Here is a 23,383-nt window from a genome sequence, read left to right as displayed (position 1 = left end):
CAATATGGGGGAATAATCGTTTGTTCTCCCATATCTTTGTTTAAAGATTATCATCCGTTTTGACTAGTTGTGGTGGAGATAACGAAACCAGTCAAAAACTTTTAAAACCTTGTCCTCAAATTAGGGAGCGAGATGCTCATACTGGATATTTTGTAATCATTACAATTACATGAACTAGTAGCGTCTAGGTAACTCTGCCCCGCCTATCCCAATTAAAATATAGAAGTCTTATTTTCCATTATCTGGGTAAAAGGAGTAAAATCACCTTCTGGTGTCCATTGAATAGCTCCATCCTTGTTAGTAAAAAATAACTTGGTATTGCTCTTATTTAAAGCATCTAAAGTTGCAGTTTTTATCTGCATTGTGGGAGAGATAGCTACTTTTGGCTGTAGGGCGGTAACTAATTCTTCCAGTGCTTCTCCACTGCACCATAATACTTGTGGGCGGGGCAAACCACCAATTTTAATTATTCGTTTCAGCTCCGCAGGTTTAGTATTCCCGACAAATAACCAAGATTGCCCTTGAACTTGCATTTGTAATGCAGGTAATTGGTCATTAATTAATTGTGCCACGATGGAACCAGTATTGATGGTTTGTCCAGTGGAACTGACTTGATAAAATCCTTTGCTATCCAACACAGCTTTTTGGATTACCTGACTAGTTAGAGCATTTTCTGCCGTCGGTGCATAGTCATAAAACAATTTGACTGGCAAATTTTGGGCAACCTCCACCCACCCGTTATTGCCATTTTTGAGAAAATCTGTAGCGATCGCCCAATCAATGTGATTAATTCCCTGTTGCTGGAGAAAAGGAACAACTGTAAATTTGCCGACTCCATCATCTCCACTATTAATTACAGTCACCTTACCCCGATCCTGCACAACCACCACAGGTTCTCCTCCTCCAGCTAACATTGTGACTTGGAACAATGTATTTACCGAATACCAAACGGGGAGGAAAACCAAAGCGATCGCTATTCCTCCAGACAACCACCAGCGTTTTTGCCACCAAGGTACCAACCAACTGATAATTATCAAGGTATAGATAACCAGAGTTTGCCCAATATTAATTTTACCGACAGCAAAGGTATTTCCCGGTAAATCGCTAAAGATAGTGACTAAATTGATTAACCAACTTGTAGGATAATTTAAAAAACTAGCGATCGCGCTTCCCCCATCTGGGAAAACTAAGGCAATCAATGCACTAATAAAACCACCTAAACTGATAATTGAGATAAACGGTGTAGTGACAATATTCAATAACAGACTATAGGTAGGAACAACCCCAAACACCTGTAACTGTAGTGGTAAAGTCCAGATAGTAGCTGCTACAGGAACAGCAATTAAAGAGGCGATCGCCGGTGGCAACCATGATAAACCCTGGGTTAATGGCGATACTGTGACAATTAGCCCCAAAGTTGCCAAAAAACTCAATTGAAACCCCAAATCCCAAATCCATTGGGGATTAAATAAAAGTAATAATACTGCTGCCAACAACAACGAACCAAACTGATTCACCTGACGCTGCAATCCCAACCCAATCAAAGCCGCAAATCCCATAACCACAGCACGCAGTACCGCAGGTTGAAAACCCGTTAAACACAGAAATATGATTAAAGCCGTACTACCACAAAATATCTGTGTGAAGCGTTTTGCCCGTTTAGTCAATCCCAAAACCACACCCAAAATCAAAGAAGTTTGAAATCCTGATGCCGCCAAAGCATGAGCTAAACCAGCCTGTACAAATAAATCCCTTGTCTCATAGGGCAAATCTACAGCCTTACTACCCAAAACCATCGCACTCACTAGGGGACCTTGGGGGATACCTAAGAATTTTACCTGCGATCGCACAATTTTTTCCCGAACTTGCCACCAACCCCACTGACGATTCTCTTCCAAAATATTAATTTGTCTGCCACTTAAACCCGCAAAAGTACTTTCCTGCTGTAAATACTTGCGAAAATCAAAACCACCAGGATTTGTCGCAGCTTTCGGTTGATATAAAACTCCTGTAACTGCAATCTCCTGCCCAGGATGCAAACCTGTAGATTGGAGTAAAGGAACAGTAACATACAATTTGCCTGATACACCCTTACTTGCACCCGCCGGACGACTATCATTTGTCACTTCATCTAGCTGCGTTGCCTCTAGCCAAAACTGCCCCCTTTGGCTTCGGGTTAATCGGGCTGTGCTTAACACTTTGCCCCGGACAATAAACAATTGTTCTTGACTACTACTATCCGATGGTGCAAATTTACTGATATCGTTATTACTAGGTTGAGGAACCCTTAACTGAAAATAGAAACTAGCAAATAAACCTACTAAACCTGCAATTAACCAGATACGCGAATGAGGAATACTTGCTAATAAAGTTAGTGCTGACGTTTTTGCCGAACCTGATTTTTTTCCTGGTGTTCTCCTTGGCAATAAACGCAGTCTCCTCACTACGACTGCACCAATGATTCCTATAACAACAGCTAAAAAGCCACCCCAAGGAATAGCCGTCAATAGCAATCCCAGAATGTAGCTAAGACAAATAACAATACCACTCGTCTGAACCATGGGATTTTGAGTTTGGGATAGGGAATTTTGGGGTTAAGAAACTAGTTATCAAGTGAACAGAAATTCTGTACTGATACTGAAGTTGCATTCAAACATAGTATCCCCGATTGCGGCATAGCAATCAAGCGTAAAATATCATAACCTATACAAAAGACTGAAGATGCAGCATATTTGATACCGATGAGGTGCCGCAACCAAGTCAAATTCCAAGGTCTACAAGTTATCCTACAATTCCTGTAAATATTTTTGCCCATCTCAAATTGGAAATAAAATTTCTATAGCTAATTACTCCGGGATGTGGACTTTGAAATTGCCTATCTTGCAATCTCAAAGCCTTATTTCCCAGCCTTTTGGATATTTCCTAACTCAATCCGATGAAACCTTGATTCTTGTTCTAAAAACTCAAGCCCAACTGCACACCAAATATACTATGCAGTACCATTAAAACTACAGAAGTTGTTCCTAGGTACGCATGAACCATACGTAAACCAGGTTTATCGCCACCGAAACCAGTAAAAGAAATTACTCCATTCACACCCAATAACCCTAAGAGGATCATCCCTGTCCAAAAATGGGAACTTTCCATAATAGAGTGACGCTGCATTACCAAAGATAATAAGCCTCCAGTCGCACCCAAACTCATAAATAAAAACATCAAGGGAGCTAATTGACGGTGGCTCTGACGGTTTTTTGTGGCAACATCCTTATCATTTGCTAGTCGTCCCTGCCATCCAGCATAGGCAACATAGCTACCTAATACAAACGTGACAATCCCCATCATTAACGGGTGTCCCCAATGCACAATTGGTTCTGGCATCCCCAGAGAACGAAACCCACCTGCAATCGGCTCTAGAATTTCTGATAAACTCACGACTCTCCTCTCCTAAATTTCCAAAGGAATAGACCCAGACAACCATTAGAAATCTTAATATTTTTTAAGGCAGTAAGCTCTGCTTACCGCCAAATTGTCTATAGCGGTTTTCCAGAATCTCGCCATTGAATCTCTGCTTATCTGATGCTTCTTATGCTTTCAAAAGAGGAAACCCCAACTTTTCCCTTTGCTCAACATACATTTGTGCCACTTTTCTTGCTAGATGGCGAATTCTGCCAATATAGCGTGTCCGCTCCGTTACCGAAATTACCCCTCGTGCATCTAACAAGTTAAAAGTATGGGAACACTTAATCACATAGTCCAAACTTGGTATAACCAATCCCCGTTCCGTCAGTTGAGTTGCCTCCTGCTCATATATATTGAATAGACTCAGCAACATTTCCGGATTCGATGCCTCAAAATTATAGGTACATTGCTCAATCTCCCCTTGCAGATGCACATCTCCATAGGTGATGTTGTCTGTCCATTGAATCTTCGTAATTGCCTCCACACCTTGCAAATACATTGCTAACCTTTCCAAACCGTAGGTAATCTCAATGGATACTGGACGACAGTCAATTCCTCCACATTGCTGGAAATAGGTAAATTGAGTAATCTCCATCCCGTCTAGCCATACTTCCCAACCCGTACCCCATGCACCCACTGTTGCATCTTCCCAGTTATCCTCCACAAACCGTACATCATGATCTTCTGGACGGATACCCAAAGCCCGTAAAGAATCTAGATATATCTCTTGGATATTGTTTGGAGACGGTTTAATCAAAACTTGATACTGATAATAATGCTGAAACCTATTGGGATTCTCTCCATACCGTCCATCTGTAGGACGACGACAGGGTTCTACGTATGCCACTGACCAAGGTTCAGGTCCTAAAGCACGTAAAAATGTATGCGGATTCTTAGTTCCCGCACCCTTCTCCATATCGTAGGGTTGAGCAACTAAACACCCACGTTGACTCCAAAATTGATTTAAAGCAGCAATTACCGACTGAAAATTCACAGATTTCCTTCCTTGGATTAGCAAATTGCATTACCCATTGTTGCTTAAAGCTTGCTTTAAGTGGGACTCCCACCAAAAGTTATGCCTCACTCAACTCCTTTGAAGGTGATTCAACTTCTATAGATATATCGAAAATATCAAAAACGTTATTCGCTGTATCCCTTACATATTAAGGATTTCAGGACTATGAAAAAAAAGTTTAAAAAAAGAATAGGAAAAGGGTTGACAGGGATTTGTAATCGCGCTAATCTATAAAAGTGCCAAAGAGAGAGCGCGAGAGAGAGCGGGGCTCGGAGGCGACCGAACCATGAAAACAATATAGTTTGAAAGCCAGTATAAACTACTTGGAAGTAGAAGTAAATAATAAACCGTTACTGGGGGTTTTGAAAAAAACCAGTAGAGAGCTAAGAAACGATTCAGGTACTTAGGTACAAAATGGAGAGTTTGATCCTGGCTCAGGATGAACGCTGGCGGTATGCTTAACACATGCAAGTCGAACGGACTCTTCGGAGTTAGTGGCGGACGGGTGAGTAACGCGTGAGAATCTGCCTTTTGGTTCGGGACAACAGTTGGAAACGGCTGCTAATACCGGATGTGCCTACGGGTGAAAGATTAATTGCCAAGAGATGAGCTCGCGTCTGATTAGCTAGTTGGTGGTGTAATGGACTACCAAGGCTGCGATCAGTAGCTGGTCTGAGAGGATGATCAGCCACACTGGAACTGAGACACGGTCCAGACTCCTACGGGAGGCAGCAGTGGGGAATTTTCCGCAATGGGCGAAAGCCTGACGGAGCAATACCGCGTGAGGGAGGAAGGCTCTTGGGTTGTAAACCTCTTTTCTCAGGGAAGATGATGACGGTACCTGAGGAATAAGCATCGGCTAACTCCGTGCCAGCAGCCGCGGTAATACGGAGGATGCAAGCGTTATCCGGAATGATTGGGCGTAAAGCGTCCGCAGGTGGTTTTGTAAGTCTATTGTTAAAGCGTGCGGCTTAACCGCATAAGGGCAGTGGAAACTACAAGACTAGAGTGCGTTCGGGGCAGAGGGAATTCCTGGTGTAGCGGTGAAATGCGTAGAGATCAGGAAGAACACCGGTGGCGAAAGCGCTCTGCTAGGCCGCAACTGACACTGAGGGACGAAAGCTAGGGGAGCGAATGGGATTAGATACCCCAGTAGTCCTAGCCGTAAACGATGGATACTAGGCGTTGTCTGTATCGACCCGGACAGTGCCGTAGCTAACGCGTTAAGTATCCCGCCTGGGGAGTACGCACGCAAGTGTGAAACTCAAAGGAATTGACGGGGGCCCGCACAAGCGGTGGAGTATGTGGTTTAATTCGATGCAACGCGAAGAACCTTACCAGGGCTTGACATGTCCGGAATCTTGGGGAAACTCAGGAGTGCCTTCGGGAGCCGGAACACAGGTGGTGCATGGCTGTCGTCAGCTCGTGTCGTGAGATGTTGGGTTAAGTCCCGCAACGAGCGCAACCCTCGTTCTTAGTTGCCAGCACTTTGGGTGGGCACTCTAGGGAGACTGCCGGTGACAAACCGGAGGAAGGTGGGGATGACGTCAAGTCAGCATGCCCCTTACGTCCTGGGCTACACACGTACTACAATGCTATAGACAAAGGGCAGCAAGCTAGCGATAGCAAGCTAATCTCATAAACTATGGCTCAGTTCAGATCGCAGGCTGCAACTCGCCTGCGTGAAGGAGGAATCGCTAGTAATTGCAGGTCAGCATACTGCAGTGAATTCGTTCCCGGGCCTTGTACACACCGCCCGTCACACCATGGAAGCTGGTCACGCCCGAAGTCGTTACCCTAACCGTTCGCGGAGGGGGACGCCGAAGGTAGGACTGGTGACTGGGGTGAAGTCGTAACAAGGTAGCCGTACCGGAAGGTGTGGCTGGATCACCTCCTTTTAGGGAGACCTACCCAACTTCAATTCCGAAAGCAAAAAGCAAATAGGAAAGAAGATGGTCATTCCTAGGTCGGTCTACTTCAAGTAAAGGCTTTCAAACTATAGAAGGGTTCGGATACGGGCTATTAGCTCAGGTGGTTAGAGCGCACCCCTGATAAGGGTGAGGTCCCTGGTTCGAGTCCAGGATGGCCCACCTGAAGCAAGTCAAAGTTGAAAACTGAAAAGGTTGAGATTTTGAATTGTAAGATGGGGGTTTAGCTCAGTTGGTAGAGCGCCTGCTTTGCAAGCAGGATGTCAGCGGTTCGAGTCCGCTAACCTCCACATGTGAGTAAATTGGAAGTGAGCAATTAGTAACCCTAAACGAAAATGTTTAGAGGTTTAGATGTGAAAACTTTCAATAATAGTCATAAGATAAGAGATTGTGAGTATGTCTAGCACCTGATAAAGTCAGACTGCTGGAAAACTCCAGCCAGAACCTTGAAAACTGCATATTGACGCGAAAGATGAAAGTAGGTAGTCAAAAATCGTGAAGTTTGGAGCGAAAGCGAAGAGCGGAGCGAGTAATGACACAGACACCAATAGTAAAAGTGGTCAAGCTATAAAGGGCTAACGGTGGATACCTAGGCACACAGAGGCGAAGAAGGACGTGGTTACCGACGATATGCTCTGGGGAGTTGGAAGCAAGCATTGAGCCAGAGATTTCCGAATGGGGCAACCCTATATACTGCCTGTTGAATATATAGACAGGAAAGAGCCAACCCAGCGAACTGAAACATCTTAGTAGCTGGAGGAAGAGAAATCAAATAGAGATTCCCTAAGTAGTGGTGAGCGAACGGGGAAGAGCCTAAACCAGAGTGCATGCATTCTGGGGTAGTGGGACAGCGATATCGAATCTAGAGGTTAGACGAAGCAGCTAAATACTGCACCAGAGAAGGTGAAAGTCCTGTAGTCGAAAACTGAAGGATAGTAGCTGAATCCCGAGTAGCATGGGACACGGGAAATCCCATGTGAATCAGCGAGGACCACCTCGTAAGGCTAAATACTACTGTGTGACCGATAGTGAAACAGTACCGCGAGGGAAAGGTGAAAAGAACCCCGGAAGGGGAGTGAAATAGAACATGAAACCGTTAGCCTACAAGCAGTTGAAGGGTGATTAAACGCCTGACAGCGTGCCTGTTGAAGAATGAGCCGGCGACTTATAGGCACTGGTAGGTTAAGTCGAGAATGACGCAGCCATAGGGAAACCGAGTCTGAAGAGGGCGAAAATCAGTGTTTATAGACCCGAACCCTGGTGATCTAACCATGGCCAGGATGAAGCTTGGGTAACACCAAGTGGAGGTCCGCACCGACCGATGTTGAAAAATCGGCGGATGAGCTGTGGTTAGGGGTGAAATGCCAATCGAACCAGGAGCTAGCTGGTTCTCCCCGAAATGTGTTGAGGCGCAGCGGTAATGATTATATCTGGGGGGTAAAGCACTGTTTCGGTGCGGGCTGGGAGACCGGTACCAAATCGAGACAAACTCTGAATACCCAGAGCACACATTGCCAGTGAGACGGTGGGGGATAAGCTTCATCGTCAAGAGGGAAACAGCCCAGACCGCCAGCTAAGGTCCCCAAATCATCGCTAAGTGGCAAAGGAGGTGGGAGTGCATAGACAACTAGGAGGTTTGCCTAGAAGCAGCCACCCTTGAAAGAGTGCGTAATAGCTCACTAGTCAAGCGCTCCTGCGCCGAAAATGAATGGGACTAAGCGATGTACCGAAGCTGCGGATTTGTACTGATGTACAAGTGGTAGGGGAGCGTTCTGTAGTAGGGAGAAGCAGTAGCGGCGAGCAGCTGTGGACGAAACAGAAGTGAGAATGTCGGCTTGAGTAGCGCAAACATTGGTGAGAATCCAATGCCCCGAAACCCCAAGGGTTCCTCCGCCAGGTTCGTCCACGGAGGGTTAGTCGGGTCCTAAGGCGAGGGCGAACGCCGTAGTCGATGGATAACAGGTTAACATTCCTGTACTGATTTAGGGTTGTGCAGAGGGACGGAGAAGGCTAACACAGCCGGATGTTGGTTACCGGTTCAAGCGTTCAGATGTAGAGGAACGGCGAAAACGTTCTGAGTCAAGGCGCGAGTACGAGAGTCTACGGACTCGAAGTGTGTGATGTCAAGCTTCCAAGAAAAGCTCTAAACACGTTAACTTTAAATTACCCGTACCCGAAACCGACACAGGTGGGGAGGTTGAGAATACTAAGGGGCGCGAGATAACTCTCTCTAAGGAACTCGGCAAAATGGCCCCGTAACTTCGGAAGAAGGGGTGCCCACGAGAGTGGGTCGCAGTGAAGAGATCCAGGCGACTGTTTACCAAAAACACAGGTCTCCGCTAAGTCAAATGACGATGTATGGGGGCTGACGCCTGCCCAGTGCCGGAAGGTTAAGGAAGCTGGTCAGCGAAAGTGAAGCTGGCGACCGAAGCCCCGGTGAACGGCGGCCGTAACTATAACGGTCCTAAGGTAGCGAAATTCCTTGTCGGGTAAGTTCCGACCCGCACGAAAGGCGTAACGATCTGGATGGTGTCTCAGAGAGAGACTCGGCGAAATAGGATTGTCTGTGAAGATACGGACTACCTGCACCTGGACAGAAAGACCCTATGAAGCTTTACTGTAGCCTGGAATTGGCTCCGGGCTTCGCTTGCGCAGGATAGGTGGGAGGCGTAGAGATATTCCTTGTGGGGAATATGGAGCCAACGGTGAGATACCACTCTGGCGAAGCTAGGATTCTAACCTCGACCCGTAATCCGGGAGAGGAACAGTTTCAGGTGGGCAGTTTGACTGGGGCGGTCGCCTCCTAAAAGGTAACGGAGGCGCGCAAAGGTTCCCTCAGCACGCTTGGAAACCGTGCGTCGAGTGTAAAGGCAAAAAGGGAGCTTGACTGCAAGACCGACAAGTCGAGCAGGTACGAAAGTAGGCCTTAGTGATCCGACGGCGCAGCGTGGAATGGCCGTCGCTCAACGGATAAAAGTTACTCTAGGGATAACAGGCTGATCTCCCCCAAGAGTCCACATCGACGGGGAGGTTTGGCACCTCGATGTCGGCTCATCGCAACCTGGGGCGGAAGTACGTCCCAAGGGTTGGGCTGTTCGCCCATTAAAGCGGTACGTGAGCTGGGTTCAGAACGTCGTGAGACAGTTCGGTCCATATCCGGTGCAGGCGTAAGAACATTGAGAGGAGTCCTCCTTAGTACGAGAGGACCGGGAGGAACGAACCGCTGGTGTACCAGTTATCGTGCCAACGGTAAACGCTGGGTAGCCACGTTCGGAGCGGATAACCGCTGAAAGCATCTAAGTGGGAAGCCCACCTCAAGATGAGTGTTCTCATGGCATAAGCCAGTAAGGTCACGGAGAGAACATCCGTTTATAGGCTGTAGGTGGAAGTGCAGTAATGTATGAAGCCGAGCAGTACTAACAGACCGAGGGCTTGACCTCTAAAACTATTTGGTATCTATAGCGTCAATGTGCAGTCTTCAGGGTTTTGTGAATGATTAGACCCAACAAGTTTTCCTGGTGTCTATGGCGCGGTGGAACCACACTGAATCCATCCCGAACTCAGAGGTGAAACGCTGCTGCGGTGACGATAGTTGGAGGGTTGCCTCCTGCCAAAATAACTCGATGCCAGGGCTATTTTTAAATGAATAAATGAAAAACCTTTCTGTAATACAGGAAGGTTTTTTGTGTTTAGTATTCAAAAACCCTGTAATGCTGTAACTTAGATTTGTCAGCTATCCGGAATCTGAGAGAAAATTTGTGTATTTTAATCAGAACAAAATACTTGGAATGACAGTCTTACTTTCTAGTATCAAATTAGATACTTAATTTGTAATTGCGTAAATTCCCTTTTATTTAATGTTAGTTATAAGAAAGAGGTATTCACTGTGGCTGGCAATTTAGGTATTACAGCAGCTTTTACTGTTTTGACTGTTTCCTGTGGCTTATTATTTAGCAATAGTGTGGGATTAGCTCAAACTTCTAATACAAAAAGCCGAGTTATGACGAAGTTTGTCTGTGTTCCTCTAGGTGATGGTTATGCAACGATCGCGCAAAGGGGAACAAGAAAAACTGGTCCGATTATTACTTGGAGTAGTCAAGCTTTTGGTCCTCAATATACTCCCAAAGTTCGTTGTGAAGCGGTCAGTCAACGTTTAACCAAAGCTGTTGCAGTTAGTGGTGGTAAGTTGAATTCTCTACGGATGACTCACGGGGTAGTTGGGGCTTCTCCCGTAATTTGTTATACACGTAGTCAAAGTGAAACTTGTAATGCTAATAACTTGCTTTTAACCTTAAATCAGAGCGATCGCGGCAAAGAAGCAGAAATTCTTAAACAGTTAAGTACCTTTAGTGTGGCAGGTTCTGGTATTCCTGTCAGTCGTTCTGAGAAAGATGGACGTACAGTAGTGAGAATCGGTTTGGAAATTGAACAAGCCCTGACTGAAGATAATATCAGTAATCCCGTCAAACCAGCACCCCAACAGTGACGAGAATTGAGTGTTGTTATTAGGAATGATGGAATTTTCCTCCTCCTAACCGGGCAAACTTTTCCCTTCCTTACTAGCCAGGAGGGGATATTTTTTGTTACAAATAATGCCATGGTCTTACAACTACATAGCTGTGAAAGTTTCCCCCTTAACGCTACCTTCCTTAGGAGCAGTATTGATTTTGATATTGATTATCAGCACTAATTTTCGCTTCTTTGGTGATTCTGCTGCTTCTAAGATACTGATTGCCAGTCATACAGAAGAGAATAATCCTAACTTAGCTAGTGATAGGGTAAAAAAAATTGCCCAACAAGTGACCGTGAGAATAATCACAAAAGCGGGTGCCGGTTCTGGTGTGATAATTAAGCGCGATGGTAATAAATATACGATACTCACCTGTAAACACGTAGTAGGAGATAATCAAGAAAAACAGTATCAAGTATTATCCCCAGATGGGGTGATATATCCAGCACAGTTACAAAAAACCGAGGGATTAGGCAATCTAGATTTAGCTTTAGTTGAGTTTGAGAGTCATCAAGATTATCAGATAGCTAAATTTGGAGATAGAAAGTCTTTACTTGCGGGTGCAGAACTGTACGCAAGTGGGTTTCCCAACTACCAATATCTGAAAACAGATACCATGGAAGACACTCGTAACTGGGGAAGAAAAGCATTTCGTTTTACAATCGGAAAATTTTCTTGGTATTTAGAGCGATCGCTCCCCCAAGGATACCAATTAGGATACACCAACGAAGTCGAAGTTGGGATGAGTGGAGGTCCTGTATTCAATCAACAGGGAGAAGTAGTGGGTATTAATGGTAGGTTAAAGTACCCCGTTCAAGGAATCGATGTCTATACCTTTGCTGACGGGACAAAACCAACAACAGAGATGTTTCAGAAAATGGAATCATTAAGTTGGGCAATTCCCATCAAAACATTTCAGGAATTAAAACAGAAATAGATATTAGGGAGAATCGGGAATTTGGAAGTTGCCATGAGACTTTCCTTTCTCTTAATTAACGTATCTACCAGGTATAAATTTTCAAGTACACTTTCCTTCAGCAAACGGATTGGTGGAAGTGGAAAGAGAATACAGCAAAAAAAGCATTCCTACAGTTAGCAATTCAACAGCAAGAAGGAAGAGAAGAAGATTATATTTGAGGATTAGTCTTGCTCCCAACTCTTCAGCTATGCTAGAAACTGCTGACTATGAACCCGATTAAAGTCATTATTAACCCTCCAGGTATCCAAGCAGCGAAGCCCGGAGATACTATAGAAATGCATATGATGGTGATAAATCAGGGCGATCGCAGTGCCTTGATTGATGTATTCTTAGATGAAGCATTTCAAATTATCACCCAATTATCCACCGTACCCAGTACCCGTGTAGTACTCAAACCACAACAAAGTCAGGAAGTCAGCTTTAAACTTGCCATTCCTATAGATGCATTACCAGGAACCTATGATTACAACCTGGTAGTCAATGCACCTCAAGATTACCCCCAACATACTCCAATTCAGTTTCGTCGGCAAATTCATATCCACTTCCCAGAGCAAAGCGTCACCAAGAAACACGATCCTACCTTCACCCTACAACCGACTACTAACCCCACTATCCCCCTGACTTGCAAACCAGGTGAACCTCTGCAAGTAGTTATCACAGTTAATAATTATTCCCAACATATAGATAAATTTCGGGTAACTTGCTTAGATTTAGACCCCGATTGGTATACTCTTCACTATCCTCATATCGATTTAAAAGTACAAGCAGAACTTGCAAATTATCCATTAGAAATCAAACCCAACTCCCAAGGAAAAATTTGGTTAGAATTTCATCCCCCCACCGATACCTTTGCTGGTAATTACTCCCCGACTCTGCAAGTACATTCGCAAAACTTCCCCAATTTAGTTTTATTAGACTCAGTATATATTCAGATTCCCGCAGTGTATCAACTCAAGATGCAACTAGATACTATTCAAGGAAAATTCACAGCTAATCAAGGTAAATATCAACTGCAAATTACAAATCAAGGTAATACCTTACGAGAACTATTTTTAAGTGCCAAAAGTACGGAAGAAACAGCAAATTGTCAATATGAAATCCAACCTACTCAAATCCGTATACTACCCCATCGTAGCAGCACAATTAGCCTTACAGTTCAACCCACCCACTCCTGGTATCGTTCTTGGTTAGGTGGAGAACAGAAAATCAACTTTCAAATTCATCTGCAAGACGCAAAGGAATTTCCCCTCACAGAATCCTTACCCCAAGGTAGCTTCATCTGGAAATCCCGTCCATTTTGGCAAGTGACCTTACTCCTATTCTTAATTCTCATTGTACTTGGTAGTACCGCATCTTTTATCTGGCGTATTCTCAGTCCTGAACCTTTAAAATTAGCATACCTCAAATCAGATAATTCCCAAGTGAATGAAGGGGAAATAATCAATTTAAGCTGGAAAATTCAAAACCCCAACCAACTAAAAAAAATAGTAATTATTACCAAAGGTACAGTACCTAACGAAAAAGAATATAACTTTAGTCAAGGAATTCCCCAAGAACTTAATCAAGGAGTTTGTCAACAACAGAATCACACTCTCACCTGTAGCAACTTCAAACCTCCAGCGACAAAACCGGGAAAATATACCTTTGAACTCAAAGCATTTTCCCAAAATAAAAACTCAGTTCTCACCCAATCTACAGCAGTAGAAATAATTGCCAAACCAGTACCAGAAGTTATCAGTTTTCAAGCTAATAACTCTCAATACCTTCCAGGAGAACAGATAAATCTCAGTTGGCAAATTCGTCATCCAGAACAATTGTCACAGATTCAAATCATCACAAAACAAGATATTGGAACATTAGCTTTAAAACCGAATATTCTCGATTTAACCCAAGGACTTCCTTTGCAACTCCAGTCAAGTTGCCAGAATCAAAATCAAATATTATCCTGTAATAACTTTCCTATAGAAACACTAAATCCTGGCAAATATTCCCTAGAATTACAACCAATTTCCAAATCCATTTCACAGTCAGGAATTAAACCAGGAGAAACAAAAATCGAAGTTATTGCCAAGGAAATGAGAATAGTTTCCTTCACATTAAATAATAGCTCAGTTCCCAATCAAGTTCTCAACAATGGCCAACAAGTTATCCTCAGTTGGCAAGTAGAAGGGGATGATGTCAATGTCGAGCTTTCACCCTATGGCAGCGTTGAAAAAACAGGTTCTAAAGTATTAACAGCAAATCAAGCTTTACCATCACAAATTACTTTGACAGTAGCAGATAAATATGGTCAATCTCCAGTAAAAAAAGGATTTTCACTAACTGTGAATGGTGCTAGCTCATCTAGTAATAATTCGATTGTGGTTCCTAGTGTAAATGTACCCAAATTCTCAACTGAGAGATGATTAAAATGTACCCCAGGAAACCATCCAAAGAGCGATCGCCTACCTTGCCGATACTGATACCTGATGTTGCTTTCCCTATCACGGAGAAAATCCTTACCTAGGATGACGGGGAGAAGTAGCTATTAACTTCCTCTCCATGTCTTTAAACTAGGAACTAATCCTCTATAACTTCTGCTGTCTTATTCTTATCCAGCTTCAAAATCAACACACCCAAAGGTGGCAAACACAAATCCAGAGAATAAGCACGGTTGTGCATAGACCAATTGTCAGTCCATTTACCGCCTAAATTACCCATATTGCTACCACCATACTGTCGAGCATCGCTGTTAAATAGCTCAGTATAAAAGCCCGGTTCAGGCACACCGATACGATAATGGGCATGGGGTTGAGGTGTAAAATTGCACACAACAATGGCAAACTCATCAGTATCTTTATCCCGTCGGACAAAGGACACGACACTGTGACGATTATCGCTACAATCTATCCACTCAAATCCTTCCCGTGCAAAGTCTTGGGTATATAAAGCAGCTTCCGAACGATACAAATGATTTAAATCTTTGAAAAACTGCTTCAGTTGTTGGTGTGGTTCATACTGTAATAAATTCCACTCCAAATCACTCCAAACATTCCACTCACTCCATTGCCCAAACTCCATGCTCATAAACATGGTTTTCTTACCAGGGTGAGCAAACATATAGGCAAACAAACACCGGACATTAGCAAATTTTTGCCATCTGTCTCCCGGCATTTTACCAATGATATTGCTCTTCCCATGGACTACTTCATCATGGGACAACGCCAACATAAAGTTTTCGCTGTGGTTATACCAAATACTGAAGGTGACGTTATTTTGGTGGAATTGGCGGAACCAAGGATCCATGCTGAAGTAGTCGAGCATATCATGCATCCAACCCATATTCCACTTGAGGTTGAAACCCAAGCCTCCGGTGTAGGTAGGCCAAGATACCATAGGCCAAGCGGTAGATTCTTCAGCAATAGAGAGAGAACCAGGAAAATAGCTGAAAATCAGGTGATTCACCTGGCGCAGAAAATCCGCAGCTTCCAAATTTTCCCTACCACCATATTGATTGGTCAGCCATTCCCCTTCCTTTCGGCAGTAATCTAAGTACAACATGGAAGCAACCGCATCCACACGGATTCCGTCGATGTGATACTTATCGAACCAGAATAGGGCATTGGCAACGAGGAAATTACGGACTTCATTGCGAGAATAATTAAATACTAAGGTTCCCCATTCCTTATGCTCACCTTTGCGGGGGTCTGCGTGTTCGTAGAGGTGGGTACCATCAAAGAAAGCTAAACCATGTCCATCCTTAGGAAAATGACCAGGAACCCAATCTACAAGAACTCCAATCCCATTCAGGTGACATTGGTCGATGAAATACATAAAGTCTTCCGGAGTGCCAAACCGGGAAGTTGGAGCATAATAACCTGTGACTTGGTATCCCCAGGAACCATCAAAGGGATGCTCGGCAATGGGAAGTAACTCAATGTGGGTATAACCTAAGTCTTTGACGTAGGGTATGAGTCTGTCAGCAAGTTCCCGATAGGTGAGAAAACGTGCTCCGGGATTGAGTTCTGAGACAGTCACAACGGATTCCAGTTGACCATCAGGTTTCTTCGCGGGTTCACTACTGGCATTGTGTAACCAAGAACCGAGATGTACCTCGTAGACAGAAACGGGTTGAGTTAAGGGATCGGTATGTCGTCGTTGCTCCATCCAGTCGGCATCATGCCACTGATAGGTATCTAAGTTCGTGACGATGGATGCAGTTTTGGGGCGGGGTTCTTGCTGAAAACCGTAGGGGTCAGATTTTTCGTAGATGTGACCTTCAAGATTTTTGATTTCATACTTATAATGTTCGCCTACGGTGAGTTCGGGAATGAATAGTTCCCAGACACCCGTAGAACCTTTACGCATTTGGTGCTTACGTCCGTCCCAGCTGTTGAAATCACCGAGTATGGATATATTCCGAGCATTGGGTGCCCAAACGGCGAAATAGACACCTTTGACGCCGTCAACTTCTGTGAGGTGGGCACCGAGTTTTTCGTAGATACGATGGTGGTTGCCTTCAACAAACAGGTGTAAATCAAAGTCTGTGAGTTTGGGAGAACGAAAACCGTAGGGATCGTAAACGACGCGCTCGTGTTCTCCTTCTTGGATACGAAGTTGATAGTTTGTTAATTCCGAGGTTTCAATGGTGCATTCAAAGAAATGGGGATGATGGACTGCCTCCATCGGATATTCCTTACGTTCTTCTGGTAGAACTACCCAAACAGAACTAGCATTTGGTAGGTAGGCTCGCACAGCCCAGACTTTCTTACCATTTTCTTCGACTAGATGGGAACCGAGTATTTCAAAGGGATCATGATGCTGATTCCAGACGATGCTGTTTACCTGTTCAGGGGCGATCGTGGTCATAGACATGGAGCTACCTACGTAAATAAAGTGGGTAAGTAAAGCTGTTTCTTAACTTCTATATATATTCTTTACATTTATTTGCATATTTTGTCTTGTTTTCTTGTGAGAGTTACCCAAGAAAGGGAATTTTTCTTTAAAATAGCAGGTCTAAAAAGGGGAAAAATTGGAAGAGGGTTTTACGTAATTGCAAGAGGAAGACTGTTTGCCGCAGGGAAGAGTTGAGTTTGATGGGGGGCGACTGTTGGAGTTTTGCCTGGAGTTCGGCATATTCAGCGGGGGTGAGAGGCTTGCCATCGATAGGCGATCGCGCTTCTAAGATGATTTCTGTACGCAATATTTCCTCTGGTGTCTCTTCCGTTGGCGAGAGAGCCAGAACTGCTGCATCCTGATAATTCATGATTGTCACCATGATACTGGTACTGATAAGTATACTAGTAAATAATGCTACTTTGTTTTTTCTCATGAAGAATAGGGAATGAGTAATGAGGAATGGGGAATGGAGAACAGAAAAAATATCCTTTACCCTAAACCTCTAATTAAGAAGCCCAGTTTTGCAAACAAACCGGGCTTCTGAAATTGCAATTATTTAGGTTAGGTACAGGCAGAAATTTTTTACCGTAGCTATCACAGTTTTCTGCCTGTTGCTTTGTCACTTCTACCTGTTGAATATTTGCCTATCGCCTCTTAGGGAGATTTTGTTGCGGCAGGGGTAGGAGCGGTGGTAGCAGCAGGGGTGGTAGCAGCAGCATCGGGGGTGGTAGCAGCAGGTGGTGTAGCTGCACCGGTATCAGCTGGTTCCGCAGCAGGGGTGGTAGTAGCGGAAGGGGTGGTTGTAGTGCTGCTGTCACAAGCTCCCAGAGCGGATGCCAAACTGAGCATTAGAGCAAAACCAAAAATTCTAACTTTCATAACTCCTCTTTCACCAAATTGCGGCATAAACGAAATAGCCTGTTGAATACGATACCTCATTTGTTGCTTTTTTTTAAATTATTTTAGACGACAATTTGATAGAAAATTCTTTTGGAATCTGAATTTCAGTTCAGAAATGTTGGTATTGTCCAGAGGGAGCAGCTTTTCTTCTCAAACTAATATTTGGGAGAATTGAGGGGGGAACGGGTAAGGGAAAAGCTTTGTAATTTGTACCTGTGGGGGAAAATTTGGCTGCTCCCCAAACGAGTTGGATTGTGGGAAGTATCAAGGGTTAACACTAAAATAATTTTCTTTTGTTATTTTCCCTGACGATATCAAAAATTATGATATTTCTAAATCCGGGGAACAAGTCATTTTGATTACTTATACTATTGCAGTTATCAGTAGAGGTTGTCATACTGAGATGCGATAAGTCTGAGAACACCTGTAGACAAAGGTTTATTCAATTGACAGTTGACAGTTGATAGCTATCTCCCCCTCAACAGAGAGGTTTTAAACCTCTTTTTATGGGTAATAAGGAGAATGGCAGAAAAATTTGCTCCTCTGGTTTGAGATTCGGTTTTTTTCCTTGATGGGGAATAGATTCATCCCTAGCTTTCCTTGGCACCTTTACCTTTTGACTGTTACACCTAGTCTAAGACGATGGCATTTCCCTTGCTATCAAGTCAAAATCGAGTATCCTACATGAAATATTGATAACTTTTAGTATTCACCTGACAAAATTATGAGTTATTCGCGTAAAACTTATACTTCCACAAGACGAGGTTGGTTACAATCCAATCAACCACCCCAGGCAAATATTCCTCAAAATACTCCCCAAACCAGACAGGGAAAACCCAATAATCCTCAGAAAGCGAGAAATACAACTGTACCTACTGCGAATGCAGTTAGACGAGCATCGCCAAAAGCTGATATCTCCATATCATCCTCCAAGGTAGGGATGAAAATCTCAGCACCCCGTCGAAATCAGAATCCATCTATTTCTAGCACCCAAGGCACGGGTATACTAGAACCTGGTAATCAAAGACTCTCAGCAATTCCGATAATGCCATCTTCTAGCTCCCTACCGATGTGGTTGTTGCGGATAGTGAGACTTCAGCGTTACTCTTCGGTTGTGACATTTCTATTAGTAGTTGCGTCTCTATTTGTCTATGGTTGGACAGTATACTCCCAACAAATTTGGGGTGAAGAATATCGCAAGTTGCAAAACCTACAACGTTATCAGCGCCAGTTAACAACTAATAACGAAATGTTAAAAAACCAAATGGCGCAAGAAGCGCAAAAATCATCTACCGGCTTAGTTTCACCTACTCCATCGGGGACAATTTTTCTACGCCCTGCCCCAGCAAACTCGAATCCTGTACCCACCAATACTACAGTTAACCCAGTGGTGCAACCACAACCGCCAATAAATTATTGACGGGGGGAGGGGGGAAAGGGAAGAGTATTTTTTGTTGAGTGTTAACTGTATAACTCTATTAACTGTCAACCATCACCCATTACCTAACTCTCAAAAATAATGTCCAATCCACCAGGAAAAACTCGATTTTCAAATTCCTTGAAAAGAACATCTCGCAGACAGCAGTCACCAACAGATAAGCGGAAATCTCAGGAAATTTCTTCTAACCCTGGAGAGCAAATGGGGAATACGAGAAATCGCCTGTTGGTGGTTTGGGCTATATTGATGGTTGCGGGGGCAGGTTTGGCGTTAAATTTATACAATCTGCAAATACTCCAAGGAACTAAGCTCAAAGACAAGGCGCGTAGTCAACAAATGGTGAATTTGCGACCATTTATGCCCCGTCGTCAGGTGATTGATCGCAATCGGGATGTGTTGGCTATTGACCGTCCCGTGTATACTTTATACGCCCATCCGAAATTATTTGAAAAATCCAAGCAGGAAGTAGCGGCAAAATTAGCAACTATTATTAATCAAGATGTTGGTGAACTAGAAAGCAAATTTAGTAAAAAAAATAGTGGTATTCTCCTTGCTAGCAAATTGGCGGAAGAAGTTTCCGATCGCGTGGCAGGTTTGCATTTAAATGGTTTAGAGTTAATACCCAAATATTCTCGTTTCTATCCGCAGAATGAATTGGTTGCAGATATTGTTGGTTATGTCAACCTCGATCGCCGGGGACAGGCGGGGATAGAATACAGTCAGGAAAAATTGCTTGAACGTTCTGTGCAAGCGGTGCGGATGAGTCGTGCGGGGAATGGTATGTTAATGCCCGACTATGCACCGGAGGGGTTTTCCCATGCGGAGGATTTGCAACTAGAGTTAACAATTGATAGTCGCTTACAAAGAGCTGCCCAAGCTGCCCTGAAACAGCAGATTCGTAAATTCCGTGCTAAACGGGGAGCTGTAATTGTCATGGATGCTTGGGATGGTTCCCTTTTAGCCATGGTGACACAACCCACCTATAATCCGAATGAATATTCCCAGGCAGATATATCTCTGTTTAGAAATTGGACGGTGGCAGATTTATATGAGCCAGGTTCCACATTTAAACCCCTAAATGTGGCGATCGCCCTGGAAAATAATATCATTTCTCCTAACGACACCTTCAACGACCCTGGTTTTATCCAAGTGAGCGATCGCACTATCAAAAATGCTGAAAATAAACGTTTTGGACGGATAAATATCGCTCAAATCCTCCAACATTCCAGCAATATTGGGATGGTGCAAATCATCCAAAAATTACAACCAGCTACCTACTACGGTTGGTTAGAACGTCTTGGTTTAGGGCAAGCCGTAGAATCAGATTTACCCTTTATTGTCAATAGTCAACTCAAAAGTCAAGAACAATTCCTTGCCACCCCCGTAGAAGCTGCGACTACTTCCTTCGGTCAAGGTTTTTCCCTCACCCCCTTACAATTAGTCCAGATGACAGGAGCTTTAGCTAACGGTGGTAAATTAGTTACACCCCACGTCATCAAAGGACTTGTAGACAGCAAAGGACAAACCCACTACGTTCCCACCCGTCGCCCACCACGACCGATTTTTTCCCCTGCTACCACCCAAAAAGTTGTGGAAATGATGGAAACAGTGGTATCAGAGGGTACAGGCAAGGCATCGAGAATTCAAGGATACCGCATTGCGGGGAAAACCGGAACCGCTCAGAAAGCCAGCAAGAGCGGCGGTTACTTAGCCGATGCTAAAATCACCAGCTTTGTGGGAATTTTACCTGTAGAATCTCCGCGCTACGTAGTTCTTGCCTTAGTTGATGAACCCAAGGGTGAAAATGCCTTCGGGAGTACTGTTGCTGCTCCCATCGTCAAAACAGTCATGGAAACTCTTATCCCGATGGAACAAATTCCCCCAACTCAAGTGATGAATTCTTCCATGGGGAATAGATAAAGGACTTGCAAATAAAAAACAACCAATCGCTGCGTCCGCAGGGGGAATCAGAAAAACCAAATCGTGAGTAGTGAGTAATGAGTAATAATACCAATTTGAAAAAACAATAGGACACATGGACAAAACCCCTCCCCATAGGCGCGGAGCGGCTTCTCGCAGAGTACCCTCCCCGAAATCGGGGAGGGTGCCCGATAGGGCGGGTGGGGTATCTGTCGTAAACATTTTTTGAATCGGTATAAGCCTTGAAACCCTTACGGGATAAGAGATATTTCTCATTCACATCAGGCGAGAATCAGAATAAATTGGATAATTTATTTTCTGGAAGTCTCTAAAAAGGAGTTCCCTAACTTTTCCCAAAAGTCGGGGAATCCACTTCATAAGCTCAAATCAGCCCAATTGTCAGCATCATACCAAGTTGCCTTCTGTCGTAGTAGTTTTGGTGAGATTGGTTCCTTACGCTGAGTCGCAAAGCGGCACGCTGCGCGAACGCTACAGTCGCAATGACAGGGTACTATTTTTGATCGCAACTTGGTATCAGATTTCAGGAGGTTGAGATTAGTTAACAGAGTTATATTTTCATACTTGGTACATCTGGCTCTCCCCCATGGTATTCTGGCAAGTCATTGGGCGCACCGCAGGCAGAAATATTACCAGAAAAATCCACATCTGCGGTGAGTTCTGGATGTGCTTGTTTGAGTTGGGCAATTTGTTCGCGGGTAAGAATCTTCGACTCATCAAAACCTAGTTCTACCTTAGTTTTTAGCCCGTTATACTTAACCCGTTTGAGATTGTAGAAACGCTTGTTGATAGTTGTTTGGGCAAAGGCTTTTAAACACCCTAGGAGATACTTGCGTTTAAATGGATCTTTGACGAACCAATATTCCAAGGATTTACGGAGATAGAAGCGTGCATAGTTGCGTAATACACCTTTGAGGACATCCTCCCGTTCCATTGCTTCTGGCTTCATGATCGGGGTGACAAAATTATATTGGGAATAATCTCGAACTTCGACGCGATCGCCTAAATCTTGGAATAATTCCGAAAAGGGCCAAGGGGTGAACATATTCCAGTTAACCATATCTGGTTGCCAATCGAGAGCCATATGATAGGTTTGCTCAATGGTTTCTGGAGTTTCGTTTTCCAAACCCATAATAAATTGGGCTTCTGCAACCATACCATTTTGTTTTAATAACTGGATTGCCCGTTTATTTTGCTCGATGGTGGTTTCTTTACGGAATAAATTCAATTTTAATTGTGCTGCGGCTTCTGTACCCAAGGATACATGAACTAATCCGGCTTTGCGGTAGAGGGGTAATTCTTGCTCATCTCGCAAAATATCTGTAACTCTGGTATTAATTCCCCAATAAACACCTAAATTACGTTCAATTAACTCATTACATAGGGCGATAAATTTTGGTTTGTTAATGGTGGGTTCTTCATCAGCAAGAATGAAAAAACCAACTTTGTGTTCTTTGACTAAAATTTCTATCTGATCAACGAATTGCTTGGGTGTACCGGAACGATATTTCCGCCAGAATTTCCACTGAGAGCAAAAACGACAGGTAAAGGGACATCCTCTGGCATAATTAGGAACAGCAACCCGGACATTTAGAGGAGTATAAATATATTTACTCCAGTCCAACAGACTCCAATCGGGAGTGAGAGTATCTAGGTCAGCAATGGGAGGATGGGCAGCTGTGGCTACTACTTTACCATCTTCAAGGAAGGCGATACCGAGAATATTTCTGCGCTCTTGGGTGTCTGTTCCATTGGCGATCGCCCTTAATAAATTTACCGTAATTTCTTCCCCTTCCCCGCGAATAATATAATCTACCCAAGGCGCTTCATTCAACACCTCATTGTACATATAAGTCGGATGCACCCCACCCATAATTGTCTTTGCTTGGGGACAGACTTCTTTGACAATTTTCAAAGTTGTTTGTGACTGGTAAATCATCGGGGTAATTGCCGTTGCTAACACCACATCAGGTTGATACTCGGCAATTATCTGCGCTAACACATCATCGGGAATATAATCAGTCATCGCATCCACAAAGCGGATATTTGCAAAACCCGCTTGTTTCAAAGCTCCACCCACGTAGGGAACCCAACTGGGGGGCCAATTCCCGGCAATTTCCGCACCACCCGAATGGTAATTAGGTTGAATCATCATGATTCGCATAGTAATAGCTCCTGATTCGTCATGGATAAATACCAAAGCATGACTTCAAACAAGTCTGAAGCGTGGTAATTTTCGTGATGAAAATCAAGACAGGTGCAATTTTTATCACTCGTCATCTGTCTTTTACTGTCGTCTCTATACCCTCGACGGCAATTAATTCATCTACTTTTATCA

Annotated in this window: 12 protein-coding genes, 2 tRNA genes and 3 rRNA genes; 10 read left to right on the top strand and 7 right to left on the bottom strand. The window is 43.9% G+C overall.

What is annotated here, in order from left to right; translation table 11 throughout:
• Positions 1-212: 212 nt before the first annotated feature.
• The 3 genes from IJ00_RS10660 to glyQ form a co-directional block, all read right to left on the bottom strand.
• Complete coding sequence (locus IJ00_RS10660; RefSeq protein ID WP_035152818.1) at positions 213-2,561, bottom strand: ComEC/Rec2 family competence protein; 2,349 nt, start codon at positions 2,559-2,561, stop codon at positions 213-215.
• A gap of 394 nt (positions 2,562-2,955) precedes the next feature.
• On the bottom strand, positions 2,956-3,378 hold the full coding sequence (locus IJ00_RS10655) for a DUF4079 domain-containing protein (RefSeq protein ID WP_046814995.1): 423 nt from the start codon (positions 3,376-3,378) through the stop codon (positions 2,956-2,958).
• Positions 3,379-3,583: 205 nt separating this feature from the next.
• Positions 3,584-4,453 carry a glycine--tRNA ligase subunit alpha gene (glyQ, locus tag IJ00_RS10650; protein ID WP_035152812.1) on the bottom strand — a complete coding sequence of 290 codons (870 nt, stop codon included), beginning with the start codon at positions 4,451-4,453 and terminating at the stop codon, positions 3,584-3,586.
• 432 nt (positions 4,454-4,885) lie between these two features.
• Here glyQ and IJ00_RS10645 point away from each other — a divergent pair.
• The 8 genes from IJ00_RS10645 to IJ00_RS10610 all read left to right on the top strand — a co-directional run bounded on the left by IJ00_RS10645 (position 4,886) and on the right by IJ00_RS10610 (position 14,296).
• A 16S ribosomal RNA gene (locus IJ00_RS10645) occupies positions 4,886-6,372 on the top strand.
• 118 nt (positions 6,373-6,490) lie between these two features.
• Positions 6,491-6,564: transfer RNA gene (locus IJ00_RS10640), tRNA-Ile, on the top strand.
• Between the two features lie 55 nt (positions 6,565-6,619).
• Positions 6,620-6,692, top strand: a tRNA-Ala gene (locus IJ00_RS10635).
• Between the two features lie 268 nt (positions 6,693-6,960).
• Positions 6,961-9,842, top strand: a 23S ribosomal RNA gene (locus IJ00_RS10630).
• Positions 9,843-9,916: 74 nt separating this feature from the next.
• Positions 9,917-10,034 (top strand): 5S ribosomal RNA (gene rrf, locus IJ00_RS10625).
• Together the 16S, 23S and 5S rRNA genes with 2 tRNA genes alongside form the textbook arrangement of a ribosomal RNA operon.
• A 254-nt stretch (positions 10,035-10,288) precedes the next feature.
• Positions 10,289-10,888, top strand: coding sequence for a COP23 domain-containing protein (locus IJ00_RS10620; RefSeq protein ID WP_052754443.1), 600 nt, complete (start codon positions 10,289-10,291; stop codon positions 10,886-10,888).
• A gap of 106 nt (positions 10,889-10,994) precedes the next feature.
• A complete protein-coding gene (locus IJ00_RS10615) occupies positions 10,995-11,849 on the top strand; it encodes a serine protease (protein WP_082127306.1) in 855 nt (284 codons plus the stop codon).
• 248 nt (positions 11,850-12,097) lie between these two features.
• Positions 12,098-14,296, top strand: coding sequence for a hypothetical protein (locus tag IJ00_RS10610; RefSeq protein WP_035152809.1), 2,199 nt, complete (start codon positions 12,098-12,100; stop codon positions 14,294-14,296).
• 154 nt (positions 14,297-14,450) lie between these two features.
• Here IJ00_RS10610 and glgB read toward each other — a convergent pair whose 3' ends face one another.
• From glgB to IJ00_RS10595, 3 genes are all read right to left on the bottom strand, one after another.
• A complete protein-coding gene (gene glgB / locus IJ00_RS10605; RefSeq protein ID WP_035152805.1) occupies positions 14,451-16,739 on the bottom strand; it encodes a 1,4-alpha-glucan branching enzyme in 2,289 nt (762 codons plus the stop codon).
• A 133-nt stretch (positions 16,740-16,872) separates the two neighbouring features.
• Positions 16,873-17,202, bottom strand: a complete 330-nt coding sequence (locus tag IJ00_RS10600; RefSeq protein ID WP_035152802.1) for a hypothetical protein — start codon at positions 17,200-17,202, stop codon at positions 16,873-16,875.
• 221 nt (positions 17,203-17,423) lie between these two features.
• The gene (locus IJ00_RS10595; RefSeq protein ID WP_035158858.1) at positions 17,424-17,648 is read right to left on the bottom strand and encodes a hypothetical protein; all 225 of its coding nucleotides are present in this window, start codon (positions 17,646-17,648) and stop codon (positions 17,424-17,426) included.
• A gap of 745 nt (positions 17,649-18,393) precedes the next feature.
• On the opposite strand from IJ00_RS10595, the gene IJ00_RS29420 reads away from it, so the two are divergent.
• Together IJ00_RS29420 and IJ00_RS10585 are read left to right on the top strand one after the other, a co-directional pair.
• Positions 18,394-19,089, top strand: a complete 696-nt coding sequence (locus tag IJ00_RS29420; RefSeq protein WP_046814796.1) for a hypothetical protein — start codon at positions 18,394-18,396, stop codon at positions 19,087-19,089.
• Between the two features lie 219 nt (positions 19,090-19,308).
• A complete protein-coding gene (locus IJ00_RS10585; protein ID WP_238178523.1) occupies positions 19,309-21,027 on the top strand; it encodes a penicillin-binding protein 2 in 1,719 nt (572 codons plus the stop codon).
• 568 nt (positions 21,028-21,595) lie between these two features.
• On the opposite strand, the gene bchE is transcribed toward IJ00_RS10585, so the two are convergent.
• On the bottom strand, positions 21,596-23,209 hold the full coding sequence (bchE, locus tag IJ00_RS10580) for a magnesium-protoporphyrin IX monomethyl ester anaerobic oxidative cyclase (RefSeq protein ID WP_035152796.1): 1,614 nt from the start codon (positions 23,207-23,209) through the stop codon (positions 21,596-21,598).
• Positions 23,210-23,383: the final 174 nt, after the last annotated feature.

This window comes from Calothrix sp. 336/3 (assembly GCF_000734895.2).
Taxonomy (GTDB): domain Bacteria; phylum Cyanobacteriota; class Cyanobacteriia; order Cyanobacteriales; family Nostocaceae; genus 336-3.
The sequence above is the reverse complement of the archived record's forward strand: the minus strand, read 5'-3'. Positions and strand labels throughout refer to the sequence as shown.